At 43.1% G+C, this 20,480-nt stretch carries 14 protein-coding genes; 7 read left to right on the top strand and 7 right to left on the bottom strand.

Translation table 11 applies throughout. The features are described from left to right. On the top strand, positions 1-1,083 hold the full coding sequence (locus J2X69_RS07510; RefSeq protein ID WP_310100900.1) for an alanine/ornithine racemase family PLP-dependent enzyme: 1,083 nt from the start codon (positions 1-3) through the stop codon (positions 1,081-1,083). A gap of 59 nt (positions 1,084-1,142) precedes the next feature. Further along, the gene (locus J2X69_RS07505; RefSeq protein ID WP_310100897.1) at positions 1,143-1,736 is read left to right on the top strand and encodes a porin family protein; all 594 of its coding nucleotides are present in this window, start codon (positions 1,143-1,145) and stop codon (positions 1,734-1,736) included. A 47-nt stretch (positions 1,737-1,783) separates the two neighbouring features. Here the strand turns inward: J2X69_RS07505 and J2X69_RS07500 are convergent, their stop codons facing one another. The 4 genes from J2X69_RS07500 to J2X69_RS07485 form a co-directional block, all read right to left on the bottom strand. Then, positions 1,784-2,875: an SO2930 family diheme c-type cytochrome gene (locus J2X69_RS07500; RefSeq protein ID WP_310100894.1), complete on the bottom strand. Its 1,092-nt coding sequence runs from the start codon at positions 2,873-2,875 to the stop codon at positions 1,784-1,786. Further along, on the bottom strand, positions 2,875-4,167 hold the full coding sequence (locus tag J2X69_RS07495; RefSeq protein ID WP_310100892.1) for a parallel beta-helix domain-containing protein: 1,293 nt from the start codon (positions 4,165-4,167) through the stop codon (positions 2,875-2,877). Before J2X69_RS07495 ends, J2X69_RS07500 begins: the two co-directional genes overlap by 1 nt. Positions 4,168-4,392: 225 nt before the next feature. After that, positions 4,393-5,115: a 3-ketoacyl-ACP reductase gene (locus J2X69_RS07490; RefSeq protein WP_310100887.1), complete on the bottom strand. Its 723-nt coding sequence runs from the start codon at positions 5,113-5,115 to the stop codon at positions 4,393-4,395. Positions 5,116-5,236: 121 nt separating this feature from the next. Next, positions 5,237-6,448 (bottom strand): hypothetical protein, encoded by a 1,212-nt coding sequence (locus J2X69_RS07485; protein WP_310100885.1) that lies wholly within the window; start codon positions 6,446-6,448, stop codon positions 5,237-5,239. 167 nt (positions 6,449-6,615) lie between these two features. Between J2X69_RS07485 and J2X69_RS07480 the strand changes: the two genes are divergently transcribed. From J2X69_RS07480 to J2X69_RS07460, 5 genes are all read left to right on the top strand, one after another. Then, positions 6,616-7,143, top strand: a complete 528-nt coding sequence (locus tag J2X69_RS07480; RefSeq protein WP_310100882.1) for a sigma-70 family RNA polymerase sigma factor — start codon at positions 6,616-6,618, stop codon at positions 7,141-7,143. Positions 7,144-7,261: 118 nt separating this feature from the next. After that, a complete protein-coding gene (locus J2X69_RS07475) occupies positions 7,262-8,233 on the top strand; it encodes a FecR domain-containing protein (protein WP_310100879.1) in 972 nt (323 codons plus the stop codon). 85 nt (positions 8,234-8,318) lie between these two features. After that, the gene (locus J2X69_RS07470; RefSeq protein WP_310100876.1) at positions 8,319-11,801 is read left to right on the top strand and encodes a SusC/RagA family TonB-linked outer membrane protein; all 3,483 of its coding nucleotides are present in this window, start codon (positions 8,319-8,321) and stop codon (positions 11,799-11,801) included. 12 nt (positions 11,802-11,813) lie between these two features. Beyond that, positions 11,814-13,250, top strand: coding sequence for a SusD/RagB family nutrient-binding outer membrane lipoprotein (locus tag J2X69_RS07465; RefSeq protein WP_310100871.1), 1,437 nt, complete (start codon positions 11,814-11,816; stop codon positions 13,248-13,250). 8 nt (positions 13,251-13,258) lie between these two features. Then, positions 13,259-14,824 carry a calcineurin-like phosphoesterase family protein gene (locus tag J2X69_RS07460; RefSeq protein WP_310100868.1) on the top strand — a complete coding sequence of 522 codons (1,566 nt, stop codon included), beginning with the start codon at positions 13,259-13,261 and terminating at the stop codon, positions 14,822-14,824. Between the two features lie 263 nt (positions 14,825-15,087). Here the strand turns inward: J2X69_RS07460 and bla are convergent, their stop codons facing one another. From bla to J2X69_RS07445, 3 genes are all read right to left on the bottom strand, one after another. After that, positions 15,088-15,834: a subclass B1 metallo-beta-lactamase gene (bla, locus tag J2X69_RS07455; RefSeq protein ID WP_310100865.1), complete on the bottom strand. Its 747-nt coding sequence runs from the start codon at positions 15,832-15,834 to the stop codon at positions 15,088-15,090. Between the two features lie 244 nt (positions 15,835-16,078). After that, positions 16,079-19,087 (bottom strand): PVC-type heme-binding CxxCH protein, encoded by a 3,009-nt coding sequence (locus tag J2X69_RS07450; protein ID WP_310100862.1) that lies wholly within the window; start codon positions 19,085-19,087, stop codon positions 16,079-16,081. A 161-nt stretch (positions 19,088-19,248) separates the two neighbouring features. Next, the gene (locus tag J2X69_RS07445) at positions 19,249-20,478 is read right to left on the bottom strand and encodes an MFS transporter (RefSeq protein WP_310100859.1); all 1,230 of its coding nucleotides are present in this window, start codon (positions 20,476-20,478) and stop codon (positions 19,249-19,251) included. Positions 20,479-20,480: the final 2 nt, after the last annotated feature.

The following is a 20,480-nucleotide window of genomic DNA, read 5'->3' as shown; positions in this document are numbered from 1 at the left end:
ATGGCGTATCTGACATTAAATAGAGCCAAGCTCAAGGAGAACTTTGAGTTTCTCAAAAATACATTTGCGAAAAATGAAGTTTCTTGGGGAGTAGTTTCAAAATTGCTCTGCGGAAACAAGCTTTTTCTGCAAGAACTTATAGATCTGGGCGTGAAGGAGGTGCATGACAGTAGAATCTCCAATCTAGCCATGGTCAAGTCTCTTTATCCGGAAGTTCAGACTGTTTACATCAAGCCGGTTTCGAAAAGGAACGTGGCTAAAATGGTGCAGTTTGCAGATGTCAGTTTGAACAGCGAGCTGGAAACCATACGATGGATCAGCAATGAAGCTGTAGACCTTGGCAAAAACCATAAGATCATCATTATGGTAGAGACAGGAGATCTTCGGGAAGGTGTGATGGGAGAGCAATTGGTGGAATTTTATTCCCAAATCTTCCAGCTTCCAAACATCGAAGTAATAGGACTGGGCACAAATCTGAATTGCCTCAATGGTGTAATGCCTTCCACAGACAAGCTTATTCAGCTGTCTCTTTACAAGCAAATCATAGAATTGAAATTCAACAAGAAAATTCCCTGGGTTTCTGCGGGAACATCGGTTACGATTCCGCTGATGCTTACTCACCAGCTTCCGAAGGGGATCAATCATTTTCGCGTAGGGGAGACCTTGTATTTTGGAGTTGATTTATTTGAGGAGAAAGTGATAGAAGGCATGAATGGGGATGTATTTGAACTGCATGCTGAGATTATTGAAATGCAGGAGAAACCCTTATTACCCGTTGGGAATCTGGCAGCTAACCCACAAGGAGAAATCGCTGCGATCGATCAGTCTCTTTACGGACAAAGTTCCTTCAGAGCCATCATTGATATCGGACTTTTGGATGTTGATCCCAAATATTTGATTCCAAGCGATGAGAAGTATGAGGTGCTTGGAGCCAGTTCTGATATGTTGATTATCAATCTTGGGAAGAACCCCAACAACTACAAAGTGGGCGATACTTTGAATTTCGATATGAAATATATGGGTGCTTTGAGTTTGCTGAATTCGGACTATATCGATAAAAAAGTTATTGAGAAATTAGACTGAGTAATCGGTCTTTGGCATGGTCATGGGATACTGGGTGTATAACCAACTAGTATTCGATTATGAAAAAAGTATTGTTAATTCTTGCCCTTGGACTCGGAACGGTTCAGCTATCCCAAGCGCAATCATCTGATAAACCGGGAGGATTTGGTGTCCGTGGTGGTGCCAGTCTTTTCAATTTTGGAGGGGATGATGTTTCGGAAAATTCCTACACAAATAGGGTAGGGTTTCATGTTGGGGGGTATGCCATGTTGTTTATGACTGATCGTTTGGCGTTGGAGCCAGGAGTCTACTACTCTGTAAAAGGCACCCAAAATGACGACTTTGCGAACAGCAGAGCTATTTTGAATTATGTAGAAGTTCCTGTGCTGTTGAGGGTTTACCCGGCAGATGGGTTTAATGTTTTCGCAGGACCTCAGATTTCCTTCCTTGCAAATTCTAAGTTTGAAGGTGATTTCTTCGGTAATACGATTTCCTATGATTCAGATGCTATCAAAGAAACCGACTTTGGATTAGTGCTGGGACTTGGATACAATCTGCCGAAAGGCTTTAACGTTCAGGCATCGTATGATTATGGCTTTACTCCGATTTTCAAAGACAGTGATGCAGATGTCTACAACAGAGGCTTCAAGCTGTCTGCAGGTTATACTTTCTAGGGAAATTCACTAGTGAATTAGAGGCTCCGTCAGTTGCGGAGCCTTTTTTATTTCATTCCGTTAATCCAGTCCTTTATCAGCTGTACCCCCTCTTTATGTACTGTCGTTCTTCCAAGCTCAGGCATTGCGACTCCTACTTCATTGGAATTCATTCGATGTGTCATAATGGATTTATCCGCTTGGCCCGGAACAATATCAAAGTCAAAGCTTCCAGCTCCATTTCCTGCCGCCACCGGGATTTTGTTTACACCTAATTTTCTTGGGTCTGTCTGATCATAGGTGAGAAAAAGACCCGAAGTACTCGCAGGTCCCTCCGCACTATGGCAATGGGAACAATTAATGTCCAAATAAGCCATCGCCCGCTCGTCTAAGGGAAGATTTCGGTCTTCATAATTGATCATGGCAGGATGTGCTTCTTTGCCCTTAAAACCTTCCAATATATCCAATTTCGTCCAATGCGATAATTGGTTGGCTTTACCGGAAGTGTATTCAAATTCGCTGTTTAAGTAGGGGACTTTCACGCCGATCGGAGCCAGCGTTTCGTTTTTGCTATGACAGGTTTTGCACTGGTTTTTGTTAGGAACGATATAGTTAATCACTTGATCTTTTCCTTCATAATCGGTAAATGAAACCTCAATTTCTCCTCCCACTATTTTCAGGACAGCTTCATTCTGCTCATCATTCCAGATGTATGGAAAAGCTTCCCATCCCTTTTCTCTATTAATCAATAGCCTTGTTTCGATGATTCTTTTATCACTTTCGGGCTGTCTTAGATCAGCTGGATAGTAGAAATTTTTGATTAAAACTGTGCCTGTCGGAAAGTTAAGTTCACTGGAGGTCAATGTTGCTTTTTCACCTTCAGGTAACAAAATAAATCTACTCTTCAGTGCATAATCTGTGAAAAGAGAAGATGCAGGGCTATATGGGATCACCTCTTCCGCAGGGGTTAACTCATTCAATTTTCCTGAAAAAAAACCATAAGTAGATAATCTTTTGTAGGGGAAATTGCCATCAGCAAGCGCATCTTCCAACACGATGACTTTGGTTTTGGAACTCGTGGATTCGCTTTGGCAGGAAACCACGAGGATCACCAGACCCAATAATAGGTTAATTTGCCATAAAAATTTGGTAGTTCTCATTACATTTCAGCCATTGCGCTGACATTTGTATCTACACTTACCGTGCAGTTTTGGAATGGTGTGGTATCCGCAAATGCTTCGATATTGTCTTCTCCATCCATGAGAGAAAAGCGCGTGAAGAAAAGATCTTTCAGTGTTTTTTCTGCCAGGCAGATCCTCATAGGATTGGTCGTGATATCATTACTGATGGATTCATCCCAGATTCCATCATAGATGATATCCTGGGTTTTGGCTTTGCCATGCGCATTGTATAGACTGATCAGTTGTCCCAATTCTCTGCTCAGATCAGGAAAGCCTTTCGTTCGGTCATATTCATTGTCATGTACGTATACATCCGTAGTGAAGGGAGACCAGTTTGGTGCCTCACTGGGAAAGCCGGTGATCTGATAGCTGGCTATGGCTACACCGGTTGTTTTGTTGCGAAGGATTCGGTTATTGTAGATTTCCACTTCCTTGGCGGCTAGAAGTATCACTCCGGATCCGGGAGGGATCATCGTTACGGTATTGCCATTTGGCCCTTCACCGATTGCCGTGGCGAAGTTTTCGTGGTTGTTTTCGATGATGTCATTGTCGTAGATTTTAGTGCCTTTTCCATCGGCTTTGGGCAATCCGGGAAGATTGAAGACGAGAATTCCACCGGCATTATGGCGGGCTACATTATTGAAAACCTCCGCATTGTCGCAGTTTTCGATTTCTATCCCGGCGACATTTCCGAATGCAAGCGAATTTTTGACAATGATATTTTCAGATTGCCCCACATAGATTCCCGCATCGCGGGAGTGGGAGGCAACGCACTCGTCTATCATGACATTTCTGCACTGAACGGGATAAATCGCATAAGTGCCGTTTTTCGACTTGTCTCCATTTGTCCAGGTGACGTTGAGCCTTCGAAAAGTAATTCCATCCGTATGCTGTGCTTTGACACCGTCTCCGGGTGCATCCTCGATAGTCAGATCTTGAATGATGATATTATTGCCAACCAATTTCACGCCTTCTCCTCCGGTTTTCAGATTTTTAAAGGAAAGAACTGTTTCCTTCATTCCGGCACCTTTGATCGTTATGTTTGACTTATTATCAAGTATTAACTGGGTGCTTAGCTCATAGAAGCCCGGGGGGATTTCTATAATGGCTCCGTCTTCTGCCATAATAAAATCTTCAATGAGCTTTTCTGTCTGGTCCTGTGTCATTCTGGGGAGATCAGAACTGTCAAATGTCTGCTCATTGGAAGAAGTGCTGCAACTGAGTACTGTGGTCGAAAATAATAGTAGAATGGAGTAATTGAGTTGTTTCATGGTTTTTTGGTGGGATTGATAATCTTTTCAAAGCTAAATAGTTATACGGCTTTATGCCTTGACTTTTGTCAAAAAAGGGGGTTGGAAAGAGAAAATGAAATTGTATTGTCCGGATTGATGCGGTTTTTTCTCTATGGGCGTTTCCGAGGCAAAAAAAAGTGGTGATCAATACAGTATTATTGTATCGATCACCACTTTCCACTTGATGAAATCTATGAATGTCTATTATGGATTGGTGGACCAAAGTCCTACCTCTTTCACCAAAGCTCTGTTAGGCAATTTCAAGTGGGCTACCAGTAATTCTGCGAAATCCTCCGGTTGGAGTACCTTATCCGGGTTGCCGTCTGTCAGGTTATTGCCGATAGCCAAATCAGTTGCAATGGTGCTCGGACTCATACTGAAGACACGGATGTCTGATTTGCGCACTTCTTGCATTAATGATTCGGTTAGCCCGTTCAGTCCAAATTTGGAGGCACTATATGCACTTGTCATTGCATTTCCCTTTTGCCCGGCGGTGGACGATACATTTACGATGTCTCCCGACTTACGGGCGAGCATTCCCGGAAGTACTTCGTGAATCACGTAATAAACCCCCAGTAAGTTGACTTTGATGATATTTTCCCATTCGTTAACCTCCAAGTCCAGGAATTTACCAAACTTCCCTATTCCTGCATTATTCACCAGAATGTCAGGGACACCTACTTCGGAGATCAATGAAGCGATGGCAGCCTTGATGCTTGAGAAATCAGACTGATCCGCAACAGCTATCGCTACGTTCAGTGAGGAATCAATGTCTGCTACTGTTTCTTTGACAGCCAGTAAGTCTGATTCAGTTCTGGAGAGCAGTGCCAGATGGACGCCTTCTGTGGCGAGTGCGAGAGCGATGGCTTTGCCTAATCCTTTTCCTGCGCCGGTGATGAGCGCTATTTTTCCTTTTAGTGATTCCATTGTCTTATATTGGTCATTTGAGGATAAAATCAACTATAGTTTATTTGAGTTCATTTGGAATAAGTTTTTACTCATAGTATTTCCTCAAGTCTAAGGAGAAGGAGTTGGGTAATAAGATGCGCTAATTTTGATACCGTTGATTTACTGATATGGATTCGTCTTCTGTCACCCCCGCGGAGTTTGATTCGCTCAATTTCTTAGTAATTCCAACACCGGATAAATAAAGATGTGAGAAATCAGAAAGGAAATAAGGATGATCCGCCTTTAATTCTTCTGGAAGTGTGATAGAAAATGAACTTGCTGGGCCATTTATGCTCCAGTTGAAGGAGCGAGAAGAAGGCAGTCCATTAATAACACTCTTAGTAGACTGAAATCCCACACTGTAATACCATGCGTCTTCTACTGTTGTTTCAAATTGAAAATCAGAGATCGTGTTTTTAGCAATTTTTATTTCTTCTATATCCAGGAAAGTAATCTTGTCCGGTGGACTTCCAATTTTCGAATAGTAATAGAATAAATTTTGATTAGCTGCTTTGTAAGCAGTGATGTGCGTTATATAAGTATCAATTTCACTAATATACCCAAGTTTATAATTTTCTTCTTTTGTGTCATAGAAACCCTTATTGGCGAGAATATAATTTGGAAAATTGAGTCCATTTCTCTTTTCCATACTTTGGATTTTGTAGTTGAAAAATAAGTAATCTGCTTTTGGGACTTCAAGTATGATGTCAAACGCCTTCATTTGCTTATACTTAAGTGTATAGGTTTTGTCTTTCTGAGGACTATCGATATAGGAATATCGTCTTCCAGAAGCTCCGCTTGCTACCACCATATATCGTGTCACTCCGGAGAACAATTTCGCATTCTCGTCATATAGGTTTGTATAAGGAGAAAGATCAGACATCCAACCCTCAGCTGTTACATAAGCTCCCACTGACTCGTCATCTGTTACATTTACTTTGAAAGTACCAGTCTGAGGTGGTGTAGGTGAGGTGCTTCTTTCTAAAATCATGTCAAAGGTTAAATCACGATTAGTAAATGTGCTCATATATTCCTGATGACCATATTCACCTTTCCTGATCGTATAGGTGCTCACGAAATATTTTTTGCTTTTGTCTACCAAAAATTCGATGGTCTCCCCATTTTGAATAGCGCTATAGCCTATCGCTCTGCCAATTGAATCATGCAGGATGATATACATTGATTCATTTTCTCCGATGTAGTCAACAGATGTAACTTTGAATTTTTCAGATGACGGTGAATCTGGATTTTCATTGTCCACACAGGATAGGAGCGATAAAAGACAAATAACTAATGGTAGTATTCTTTTCATACCGCTAAAATATGAGTTTGTTCTATTTTAATAGATCAGTGGACCTAATAAATAGTTAGGAGCGTGAATACTTTGTAGTGGGTAATCTCTTAATAATATCTTAACCTCCCGAATTCCCTTTTGCATCTGCGTAGGATTAATTTTGAGATATACCCCGATTCAGGATTATGTCCACTTTTCAGAATTCAACACATTTCGAACAGGTTTTCAAGGACAATTGGGAATTGATGTACCAGAGTGCATACAGCAAAATCGGTGATCAATCCGTCGTGGAGGATATTCTACAGGAGATTTTTATTGACATCTGGCAGAGGCGTGAATCCTTAGTAATCACATCAGGAATCAAAGCGTATCTGCTTACCGCAGTGAAATATCAGGTCATGAGGTACTTTGATGAGTTGGCCAAAACTAGGTCAGACAGCAAGAATACACTTCCTGAATCCTTTTACGAAGAGGATGTGTTTGGATTTGAAGAACTTTACAAAGAGATAGAAATTGCTGTGGAGATGCTTCCTCCAAGAGCCCGGCTGGTGTTTCGGATGAGTCGACTGGAAGGCTACTCAGTAGATGAAATAGCTGAAAAGATGAATATTTCACCGCAGACAGTACATAATCAGCTTTCCAAATCGCTTAAGATTATGCGTGGTGAATTGAAGCATCTAGCTCCTGCTATTGCTGTCTATATCTTGGCTTAACTCCTTCTTTGTTACGGGGAGATTAATTTTTTCAGCGCCATAATTCATAATTACATAATCAAAATGGGTGGTAGTCGGGTGGTTGTTTTGGCACTTAATAAGTGAAAGACAATTACGCATGAGAATACCTTCTGTCCTTTCGGGCATCATTTCCAGAATCCTCCGGGGCAAAGCTTCTAAAGAAGAATTACAACAGTTCAATTCTTGGTACGGGAAGGGAATTGACTCTGCTTGGCACATTCATGATTATAAGAAGCGAAACAAAGCGCAGGTGGAATCCGAAATGCTTCAGAATATTCAGAGAGCTACCCGCGCGCAGTTACCACGCGTTGCGCCAAAGCAAGAGTTTGCCATTTGGAAGATAGCGGCAGGTCTTGCTCTGCTCGTAGGTATTGGGTTTGTGGCTATTAGAAGTGTACAGTCAACAGTCCCAGAGACCGTGGAGATTAACTACCTGGCTTTTGAAAACTCAAAAGGGATGATCAAAAAAGTACGGCTTCCTGATGGCTCAATCGTGAGTTTGTTTCATGATACTAATATCCAAGTGGCAGAAAACTTCTCTCAAAACAGACTGGTCAAGCTTTCCGGAGAAGCATTTTTTGAAGTGAAGAGAGACACATTGCATCCTTTTAGGGTAGAGTCTGCAAATCTTACTACCGAGGTGCTCGGTACCTCATTTTTAATCAAAAACCTAGTCAATCAGGCAGAATTGATTGCTGTCAAGACAGGCCAGGTAAAAGTTTCAGATCAGGTCGATTCAGTTTTTATGCTTACGCCGAATCTGCGACTAGATTACTCTGATCAAGTTGGCTCAGTTTCGAGCATGCCTGAAAATGATCCCCTATTCGCTTGGACTAAGGACGTGATAGTTTTCGATACTACCTCAATGGCTGAGATGATCAAAACGCTTGAAGATTGGTATGGGGTGAAAATCACCCATAACCTCACGGTCGCCAATTCCTGCGAGATTTCCGGGACATACGAAAAGCAAAGTCTGGAAAATCTCCTGCAGCTGATCCAGTACTCCATACCGATGTCTTATCATATAGATGGAAAAAATGTAACCCTATCCTTCAAAAATTGCCCTTAAAAGAAGAATGGATCCGCGTCAACGAATCCACCCAGTTCCAGTAAAAAACGCTTGAGACATTTTATCACATGAACAATTCAAATCTATGAAGAAAAAGTTACCTGCCTTAAAAACCTTTGTTATGAGATTATTTACGGCTTGCTTACTCAGTTGCTGGATGCACTCCATGGTGTTTGCCGGCGGAGTGAATGCACAGAAACTGGAAGAGACCATTGTCTCATTCAGTGCAGCTCAACTTGCACTTTCGGAATCATTTAGCCAGATAGAGAAGCAGTCAGGATTTAAGTTTTCCTATGAAACAGGATTGGATCTCACTACTAAAGTGAGCTATTCCAAACGGAAAACGGATCTTCAATCCATTTTGGAAGAAATTTCCGGCCAATCCAATCTGAAATTCAAACAGATCAACAGTACAATTGCGGTAAGTACTAAACTGAAAACCTCAATTCCCTCTTCTCAAAAGGAAAAGGTAAGACTATCGGGCTTAGTAATAGACCAGGAAACAGGCGAAGCGCTACCGGGTGTCAATATTGTGATTAAGGGAACTACCACCGGAACTACTACGGATCTGGACGGTAAATTTTCAATCACTGTAGACGAAGGTGCAACGTTGGTTTTCTCCTATGTGGGTTATGACAGGCAGGAAGTACAGGCAACTAATCAGACTGACCTTACTATTCGGCTGAGACTGGACGGCGATGTATTGGGAGAAGTAGTGGTGACCGCCTTGGGCATCAAAAGAGAAGAGAAAGCATTGGGTTACGCTACCCAAAAAGTAGACTCTGAGCAGTTACTCGATGCCAGATCAAACAACTGGTCAGACGCTTTGCGGGGAAAAGTAGCAGGTTTGAACGTGCTGTCTGCAGGTTCGGGTCCTATGAATTCCTCACAGATCAGCCTTAGAGGGGATAATTCCCTTAATCCCAATGGAAATTTTGCATTAATTGTAGTAGATGGAGTTCCTATGAATTCGGGATTGACTTCCTCAGGCGTGAGTAATGCCTATGGTGCAGGATCCGGAAATGATGTGCCGGTGGATTTTGGAAATGGAATAGCAGATCTGAATCCTGATGATATAGAAAATATTACGGTACTGAAGGGAGCAAGTGCCACCGCACTTTATGGTAGCCGGGCGGCGAATGGAGCTTTGATCGTCACTACAAAAAGCGGATCTAGAAAAAACAAAGGACTTGGAGTTACTGTCAATTCCAACTTTAGTTTTCAGAATGTATTGAAGTGGCCTGACAGACAATACGAATATGGGCAGGGGACAGGCAAGTCTTTCAATGCAGACGGAGATCCTTATTATTCTTATGGTGTGTCCGAGGATGGTGCGAGTACAGGTGGTACCAGTAGTGCCTATGGACCGAAGTTCGACGGTCAGTACTATTTCCAATACGATCCTACGCTGGAAGGACAGTCTGCTGAACGCCAGCTTTGGAGACCTTATAAGGATAATGTGACAGGATTTTGGAGAACAGGTTTCAATATGGTCAACAGTGTGTCTCTTGAAGGAGCAAATGATGGAGGTGCCTTGAGGGCTTCTATCACCCATACCAAGAACGAGTGGATCATGCCCAACACAGGTTTTGAGCGGCTGGTAGCATCTCTTTCGGCTTCCCAGCAGATCAGCAAACGACTGAAACTAAATACAAAAGTAAACTACACGAATAAGAACTCGGATAACCTTCCCGCTACCGGTTATAACAACCAATCAATCTCTTATTTCATGATCTTCCAAAATCCTAGCATTGACTTGGAATGGTACAGGCCAATTTGGAAAAAAGGAATGGAAAATGTGGATCAGGTCCATCCTTTCAGTTCTTTCATAGACAATCCCTATTTGATCGCTTACGAAATGACCAACTCTGTGAATAATAACACAGTGTTTGGGAATTTGTCTGCCAATTATACATTTAGTGATCATTTTGAATTGATGATGCGAACCACCTTGGCAATGAGCCAGGAAGAGCGTGCTCAACAAAGGCCATACAGCACGGCAAATTTCCAGCGAGGATACTTCAAGGAGCAAAATGTCACCAACTACGAGCAGAACTCAGATTTCTTGTTCACTTATACAGGGAAATTGGCTCAGAAAATTTCTTTGAGGGCAAGTGTAGGGGGAAACCACATGTCTAGAAAATACCGGATGATGTCTGCTTATGTGGACGGATTGGTGATTCCGGGTGTGTACAAACTGGCTAACGGTATCAACAATCCGGTGCTTACAACCAATGATAATAACCGGGTGATCAATTCTCTTTATGGATTGATTACGTTGGATTTTGACGAAAAAGTATTTGTGGATCTCACGGGAAGAAATGACTGGTCCAGTACGCTTCCCATCCAAAACAATAGTTTCTTCTATCCTTCGGTAAGCACAAGTTTTGTGTTGTCGGACATTTTTGTCTTGCCTAGTGAGATTTCCTTTGCCAAGCTACGGGTATCAGGTGCGCAGGTAGGGAATGACACCGATCCATACCGCACGTCCAAGTACTACGGACAAAGTGAATTTCCGGGGTCTGCATCCGTACCGTCTACGCTTTATAATACAGACTTCAAGCCCGAAATCACGACCAGTTTTGAAACTGGATTGGAGATGATTTTCTTTAATAGAAGGCTGGGTTTTGATGTCAATTTTTACATCTCTGAGACTAAAAACCAGATTCTTCAGGTTCCCGTGGATATCACCACCGGATATTCCAGTGCAATTCTCAATGCAGGAAAGGTGCGGAACAGGGGAGTTGAAGTTTTGCTTAACGGAAGTCCCGTCAAAACCAATAATTTCCAATGGAATTCTTTCGTGACTTGGGCAAAAAATAAGAACGAAGTGCTTTCCCTCCCTGATGAAGTGGATGGAAGCCAGGTCATCGGAAATGGAGGAAATGCATCCATTATAGCCAAAGTGGGCGGTACCACCGGCGATATCTACGGATTTGGTTTCGTGAGATCTCCTGATGGAGAGATCGTCTATGGAAGCAATGGACTGCCTCTTAGACCTTCGGAAATAGAATACCAAGGAAATGCCTATGCAAAGTGGAAAGGTGGACTTAGAAATGAATTTGTCTACAAGAATCTTAGAATGAGTGTTCTTTTCGATGGACAATACGGAGGGATCGTCTATTCTCAGACTCACCACAAAATGAGCGAGCAAGGGAAGCTAACCCATACGCTGGAAGGACGGGAGACCGGGATGATAGTAGGCAAAGGTGTGGTAGACAACGGCGATGGTACTTTCTCTCCAAATACCACAGAAGTCAATATTGCAGATTATTATACAGAAACGTATCGTAGAGCAAATGTGGAATCCAATTCCTTTGATGCTTCATTTATCAAACTCCGGGAGATGAGATTGGAGTATGGGATTCCTGCCAAACTCCTTCAGAAAACAAGTATACGCCAAGCGTCTATTGCACTGTATGGTAGAGATTTGGCGATGTGGACCAAGTTCCCAATGTTTGATCCGGAAACAGCCGCTTTGAATGGTGGAACATTGCTTCCGGGAATAGAAATGGGGCAGTTGCCAAGCACCAGAAATATGGGAGTGAACCTTACCCTTAAGTTTTAATTGATGAACAGTATGAAAAAATATATTGCAACACTACTATTAGGATCGCTGGTGTGGGCTTCTACTTCCTGTACCGATGATTTTGAAGAAATAAACACTGATCCAAACAGAATCGATCAGATCAGTCCCGGTACCTTGCTGAATCCTATTATTTATGGTTTATCCAGCTTTGGGACGGATAGGGCAGATGCATTTACCTTTCAGGTTATGCAGGTGGCATTGCCGTTTCCCAGTGCCAATGGAGGTATTCACCGCTATGATATTTCAGAAGCTGCGGGAAACTCCACATGGAACACTTATTACCGGTGGCTGATCAATATCAAGGAAATGGAAGCATCCGCAATCACCAATTCCGATGTGAATTATGAAGCAATCGCACTTACACTGCGGGCTTACAGCCTAAGTCAGTTGACAGATAGCTTTGGGGATATTCCAATGGTGGAGGCCAGCCGTGCCGAGGAAGGGATTTTCCAACCACAGTTTGATACACAGGAGGCTGTCTATACGCAGATTCTCGAAGATCTGGAGCGGGCAAATAGCTTGTATGATGATACGCAGACAATGATTTACGGGGATGACATTCTCTTTCACAATGATGTGAAAAAATGGCGGAAATTTACCAACTCTCTCCACCTGAGATTGCTGTTGAGGATTTCCAATAGACCGGAAATAAATGCCTTTGCAAAGCTTTCTACCATAATCAATAATCCGGATCAGTATCCGGTGTTTGAAAATACGGCTGAATCAGCAATTCTTCAGATTACGGGAGTGACACCGAATCTTTCTCCTTGGGGAAGAGCGATTGACTTCACTACTTTCCGTTCTATGTCAGCGTTTTTTGTCGATAATCTGAATGCTTTGGAAGATCCCCGTAGGGAGCGGTTCATGACCAGAGCCAGAGCAATGGATGGAACGACTTTCATTGGATACAAGGGGGTTCCTAGCGGCTTTGACGGCAATGAAAACCAGTTTCAATTTATTCCAAGCAATCATAATAGAGTATTGGTAGAGGCACCGATGATTTCTTTGATTTTGACTTATTCGGAAGTAGAATTTATCAAGGCAGAATTAGCACAGCGTGCGGTGATAGACTCAGATGCGGCGACTCATTATGAAAATGGTGTAAGAGCTGCCATGGAACAGTGGGAAGTGGAAGTTGCAGAAAACTATTTCGAAAATCCGGAAGCCGCTTACGACGGAACCTTGGAGCGGATTATGCTTCAGAAATATTTGGGATTATATTTCAATGATTACCAGCAGTGGTATGAGTATCGAAGAACCGGGCTCCCGGTACTTCCAAAGAATGAAGGTATGCTCAATAACAGGCAAGCTCCGGTAAGGTTTCGTTATCCTGTGAGCGTACAGATCAACAATCCTGAAAATTACAGTGCCGCTGTAGCCAGAATGGGTGCAGATGATATCAACACAAAAGTATGGTGGGAAAAATGAGAAAAATTATGCAAATAGGGCTGGCAGCTGCTCTGGTCCTCACAAGTTTCACTGCCTTTTCGCAAGAACTGGCAAAGGGCTATGTCTATCATGACGCCAATGGAGATGGAAAGAAACAGCGGCGAGAAGTCGGACTTCCGGCAGTCAGTGTGTCCAATGGCCAAGAGGTGGTTCAGACAGATGAAAAAGGCTATTACGAAATAGGCCTGAAAGATGGTCAGCTACTCTTTGTAATCAAGCCAAGCGGATTTACAGTTGCGCTGGACTCTTTAAATAAACCTCAGTTTTACTACATCCACAAGCCAAGCGGCTCTCCCAAGCTAAAGTATGCAGGGTCTGCCCCCACGGGAGCGTTGCCAAAGGAAATCAACTTTGCAATGACTGCCACAGAGGAGCCTGATGATTTTACGGCTTTGATTTTCGGTGATCCGCAGCCCTACACGCTAGAGGAAGTCGACTTCTTCGAGCGTGGAATAGTAAGCGAAGTGGTGGGAATTCAAGATGTGGCGTTTGGTCTTTCACTTGGAGATTTGGTGGGTGATGATCTGGATTTGTTTACTCCGTATGCCAAAGCTGTTGCGAAAGTTGGTTTGCCTTGGTACAATGTCATTGGCAATCACGATCAGAATTACGATGTGGAAAAGGATGAGTTTGCAGACGAAACATTTGAAGCTCATTTTGGCCCCAGCGCTTATGCCTACAATGTGGGGAAGGTCCATTTTATTGTGATAGACGATATTTTATGGCCTGATCCCAGAGATAACGAAGGCTACTGGGGAGGCCTTCGGCCAGATCAATTGGACTTCCTGGGAAACGATTTGAAGTTTGTCCCAAAAGACCGCCTGATCGTGATAGCAATGCATATTCCACTGGCAGAGGAGGGAGATTCTTTCCGTGATGAGGATAGGCAAGAGATTTTTGATTTATTGGAGGATTTTCCTCACACGCTTTCTCTTTCTGCCCACACGCACCTGCAGAAGCAGGACATGTTTTACAGGGCAGATGGATGGAAGCAGGATAAGCCGCATCATCATTACAATGTGGGCACTACCTCAGGAGATTGGTACAAGGGAACCTTGGATGAAAATGGAGTTCCGGTGTCTACCATGCGTGATGGTACGCCAAAAGGCTATGCGCTGATTCATTTCGAAGGAAATCAATATAAAATCCGCTATCAGGTCGCCGGTAAATCCAGCGATTATCAGATGGAAATATTTGCCCCGAAAGTCTTGGAAAAGGACAAAAGGACTACAGCCGGAATTTTTGTGAACTTCTTCATGGGCGGAGAAGGTGATGAGGTGCTGATCAAGTTTGATGAGGGAGAATGGAAAACTGCGAGAAAAGTGGACGATTATGACCCTTCCTATTTGATAGACTTGTTCGAATGGGATATTACGGAAGAATTGATCGATGGAAGAAGACCTTCCAATCCCGCTCAGAGCCAGCACCTTTGGAGGGGAGCTATACCAAACGGATTGGAAGCAGGGGAGCATGTAATCCACGTTCAGGCTACAGATCGCTTTGGCCAGGTACATTCCGGTGAAGCGAATCTACGGATTATTGAGAAAAAATAAATTATGGTTTAAAATCGGAAAAGCCCTTGCGGATATCTGCAAGGGCTTTTTTGCGGTCTTTCTGCTAAGCGTATCTTAAGGTTGTCCTGCTTCTCCTGAAGCTGGATCCACTTTTCTACAAATAAGGAAGCAAAATCCACATAGGATTTGGTAAACTTTAGTTTCAAGATCACTTCACTTACCTGCGGTCCTCCAATAAAGCAAAGAATATGTCTACTGGGATCATCCGATAGCTCTCGGATGCGGATAATCATATAGCTATATCATTTACTCTGCTTTTTAAACATCTCCTCTGTATAATCCAGCAACTCCGTCCCGCCAATCTTTCCATGACCGGGAATTACAATTGCGGCTTCTGGGAATTTTGATTTTACATTACGAACTGTGCCAGACCAAGCTGCAACATTTGCATCTCCTAGGTAACCATTTCCGGCACCAAGCTCCTTAATCATACATCCTCCGAATAACACATGGTCTGAAGAAACATAGGCCACGAAATTATCCTTGGTATGACCTTCACCCAGAAATTGATTGATCACTGTACTATTTCCTGCCTTCAGAGTCATCTTCTTTTTGAAGCCATTTTCAGGAATGGGATACCCTGCTACTTTGGCCAATCCAATAGTTTTGGAGGAGGCGTAGGAAGGTATTTCTCTAGCATGAAATTCATTTAACCCACCTAGGCAGTCCCAATGAAAATGCGTAGCCACCACTCCTTTTACGGTTGTTTGTTGATCTTTTTCCAGCCAGTCCAGCAGTTCTAAACTAGCCTCCTCATTTGCTGGGGTGTCAAAAACCAGCGCTTCTCCATCATTGATGACTATCATGCCATTGCAGCTCACTTTTCCAAAATCATCTGTATTTAGGTAGCTGATGTGGACGAAGGTGTTTGGACTGATTTGCCGGATCTGTAGGGTTTCAGAATTATAAGCCCATTCATTGTCTTGACTGAAGGCAGATTGGTGCTGAATTGCGAAAAGGAGTAGGGCGATAAATGCAAAGAATTTCATAGAAAATGAGGTTGGAAAGAAGGGGGATTTATGGTTTTTCCTTCAAAACAAAATCCCGGCCTATTTTCATAAACCGGGATTTCTAGTTGCCTTTTTTCTGCCAGTAATAGGAGAAAGGTGTCATAATATTCGGAAAACGCTAGCGGAGCGGCCACTTCGGCCAGTCCGCTGCGGCGGGTCACCTGTCGGTCCAGTAAAACAAGGGAAATATGGCTACTGGCATCATTGCCGATAATCACAATAATTATTTTCTCAATGTCTCCAAATAGCTCACCAAGTCCACCAGTTCAGTTTCCGATAGCGGGAATTTTGGCATCAGGGATTCATCAAGTTGGGTGACGCTTTCTACCTCTGCCAATTTGTAGATTTTCTGCTCTCCCGAACCGACTAGTTTTACGACCAGATCATTCTCAGTCTTGGAATTGACTATACAGGTAAATTCAGTCCCGTCTTTCATTTTTACCAGTTGGGTTTCGTAGCCAAAGCCCATGCCTTCCGATGGATTTATGATCGCATTGAAAAGTCCTTCCCGGGAAAGTTTGTCGCCGATTTCTGATAGTCCGGGGCCAAAGTCAATGCCTTTGTTTCCTATTTTGTGACAGGCTAGGCAGTAACTATCGGAAATAAGAAGCCCCTTCTCCACATCTCCCTGCCGGGCAAGAAGCTTAGGCAGATCAATGGTAGAATTGGAATCATCACTGCCAAATTTCTCATTTGCCTCGGCTCGGATGTTTCCATTCCATGAGGAAAGAAGGATTTTCTGAGCAATGGGAAGCATATCTGCAGGAATTTTTTCAGCTTTTGCGAGCTCCCACAGGTAAGGTTCGGAATTGTAACCCTTGGCAGCTTCCATAGCGGCAGTTCTTATTTCTAGAGGTTTAGATCCGTCTAAGTAGATTTTGGAGAGAGATTTTGCCATGCTTTCATTGTCAATGGCTCCAAATTTCTTGATAGCCAGCATTGATTTTTCCTGATCAGGATTTCCAAAAGATTTCTCTATGTCAGACATCCCAAATAGGGAAGCATAGATGTTTGCAGCCATTTGGGAATACTGGTTGTTTTCCGATTGGTACACAAGCTTCTGAATCCTTTCTTTTTGATCCGTCAAACCGTACTTGCCTACGATATCCATAAAGTCTCTATCATCAGCGATACTTCCTGCCGTTTGTTTCGCCAAGGAAAGTATTTGCCCATCCGGATTCTTAGGGTCAAAGTTGATCTGTCTCAAAATTATTAGCTGATCTTCCTCCGGAGCATTTGCCAGTAGGGATTTTAAAGTTTCATTCTTTGCGGTAGGAGATTGGAAATCCAAAGCTCTGTAGTAAGCCTGATTGTTCCTTCCCGGTTGAGTAAGGATGATTTTTCCAAGCAAATCAGCGGTATTGGATGCGCGTGATCTCCATACAATGTCCTTGGCTTCTTGCGAACCTGTCCAGTTTTGTCCTTTGATTTCCAGATATTTTGGCAAGTACTCGTCCCAAAAGCCTTCTGCGGCAATTCCCAAGACTTCCAAGTACCAGCGGTCTCCACTTTCGTATCCGGCTACAAGTTTCAGCCATACTTCCGGGGTGGCTTTATACCTCGTAGCCAAAGCTACTTCTCTACGGACTTGAGCCGATTCATCACCCGCCATTTCCAGTAAGAATGAGACATCACTCATTTTATTGTTTCTATAGGCACGTATAGCGGCTACACGGATGTTTTCGTCGTTATCAGTAGCCGCTGTTTTGATGTATTCATTGCCATTGGGCAGTTTGGTCAGCACCCAGAAGGCTCTTGCTCTCATTCGACTGTCACCTTCGGTGAAAAGTTTCTCCAAAGCATCTTTTGCTTCTTCGCCTCTTTCTGCCAACGCCATAAATGCCTTGAAGTGTGTGGCACGATTTGGGTTTTGAAGTAAATTGATCAAAGAAGAAATGCTGGAATAGTCGGGCTTGGCCACGGTATAATCTATGCCTTTTGGCGCAAGCCTGTACACTCTTCCCTTGTCCAGATCCCCCATGGCATGACCGCCTACTCCGGGATCGTACCAATCGGAAATAAAGAGGGATCCGTCCGGAGCTACTGTGACGTCGGAAGGTCTAAACCAATTGTCCCTTGGATTTCCATCGAGTAGGTTGATGATTTTAGCTTCGAATCCGGCTCCTGAAGGAACAGCAGGGTAAGCACGCACAATATTTGGCCCCGCATCAGAATGGATTACCTGATTCCGGTATTCTTCAGGAAGTAAGTTGCCCTCATATACCAAAATTCCCGTAGGCGAACCTGCGTAAGTCTGAAGAAGGTTGGGGACTACGCCCGGATCATTCAGGTGCCAGTGTTGTTGATAGACCGAGTCCTCCATGTTGATTCTTCGGGCTCTCCAGTCGGCACCGGTCATTTCATCTTTGAAGCCATAGTTGCCATAATCCATCACATAGTTGATTCTGGTGCTACGATTGCCATCGTCATCGTTGTCAGATTGCCACATTCTACCGTAGCTGTCAGTAGCGACTTCATAATTGTTTCTAAAATTCCAAGCCAGGACTTCCACATCTGAACCATCCGGATTCATGCGGAACACCATTCCTTCGCGGTAAGGGGGAGTGTCACTGTTGACAGGCCTCCCCAAGGGGTCTAGAATAGGAGATCCGTCGGCGTGACGGATTCCTTTTCCTTCATTTCCATAGTTGAAATACAGTTTGCCATCCGAGCCAAAGGTAAACGAGTGCATACCGTGGTCATGCTGTTCACCACCTACACCTTCGAATAAAATCTCTTTTTTCTCAGGGATATCATCCCCGTCTGCGTCTGTGAATACATACACATAAGGGCTGACGGATACATATACTTTGTCGCCAAAGACAGCGATACCCAAGGCGGCGTTGATGTCATTTCCCTGATAGAAAACTGTTGATTTATCAGCGACTCCATCACCGTTGGTATCCTCCATGATCAGGATTCTGTCTCCTTCTGCTTTAGTAGGATTGCGGGGATTAAGTGAAGTTCTGTAATTGTATGCTTCTACAATCCAGATACGCCCCCTGTCATCTATATCCATATTGGTAGGATTTGACATCATGGGTTCAGAAGCAAAGAGCGTGAGTTCCAGTCTATCGTCTGTTACGATTATTCCATCCAAGGCATGTTCGGGAGCTCTTTTTTGCTCATCACTGAGTTTGGCGTATTCTTCATCTGTGAGTAGTTCAGGTTTTTTCTCACAGGAAAAAAGTAAAAATCCCAGGAGACTGAGAAGCGTAAATTTCTTAAACATAAGAAGAAAGGTTAATAGGGTTTGAAAATTTGGACGTTAAAATAAGTAATAATAGATGAAGTTCAGCCTGTTGATCTTGAGAAAGGGAAGGAAGTTGATGATCTGGGTAAATAAGTGATATTGGGACATAAAAAAAGCAGCCCGAAGGCTGCTTTTAAGTTTTAGTGTGCTGCTGCTGTGACAGCCGGTCTTTTGCCTTTTTGCCAGAAGTAGAATATTGTGAACAATACGATCAAAATGATCGGAAACAACATCATTTTCTGAAGAGTATCCTGTCCAGTGGCTAGCTGTAATGCTTCGCCGGTAAGTCCTTTTGCAGTATTTTCAATAGTGGAATTATCAATCCAGTTCCCAATTATAGGCTGGAAAATCCCAGACGAAAACATTCCCACTGCACCAATTACAGACATACCGAGTGCACTGCTTAAAGGTACTCTCTGAGCTACTGCTCCAACCATCACAGGCCAAAAATAAGCATATCCCAAAGCGTAGATGACGGCCGCAGCATAGGCAATTGGTCCTTCTACTACACTAAATAAATAAATTCCTATTGCGGCAAAAATGGCTCCGAAAAGTAAAACTCCGGTTTGACCTAACTTAGCTACCACCGGTCCGGCAAAGAACCTAAGAATTGTCACTAATCCTGCTGTAAGAGCTAGAATGATCATCGGATCTGCTCCACTACTACCAAGAATTACTTCAACCCATTGTCCTGGTCCGAACTCGGAAATAGCAGTCAGAGCCATGCATACGATCAAGAAAATGTATAGAGGAGATATCATCGCTTTTAGATTACTACTCAATGAAGTCGCTTCTGATACAGATGATTCAGGGAATTTTTTTCCATAAAACAGAACAAAATAGGTGATCGCAGGTATCATAATTACTCCCATTTGAGCTTGCCAGCCAAGATCCATACTAGTCATAAACTTGGATATTAATGCTCCCATTACGATGCCGCCGGGAAACCACATATGAAACCGATTAAGCATCTTATCTACTGTGACACCCGAATACATATCTGCAATCATTGGGTTACAGGCAGCTTCTGTACAGCCTGTTCCAAGCCCTATACATAGCATGGATATAAGTAATGCTACATATCCACCTGCGAAAACAGTTAATAGAACGCCAAGTGTATGCATTACAAAAGCAATCTTCATGATGTTTTTTGGTCCAACAGAGTGGTAGAATAATCCGCCAATAATCATGGAAATTGGAAAACCGAAGAACCACATGGAGTTTATGTGTCCAAGCTGCTCACCTGATAAATCGAATTCAGAGCCAAGTTGTGAAAGAATTCCAGCTCTGATAGAGAAGGATAGTCCGGTGGTAATCAATGCAAAACAGCTTCCGTTGAAGAGTGCACTTCTGTTAATGGTTTGAGTCATAT

The organism is Algoriphagus sp. 4150, from assembly GCF_031457395.1.
Taxonomy (GTDB): Bacteria; Bacteroidota; Bacteroidia; order Cytophagales; family Cyclobacteriaceae; genus Algoriphagus.
This window is presented reverse-complemented; position numbering and strand designations above follow the sequence as displayed.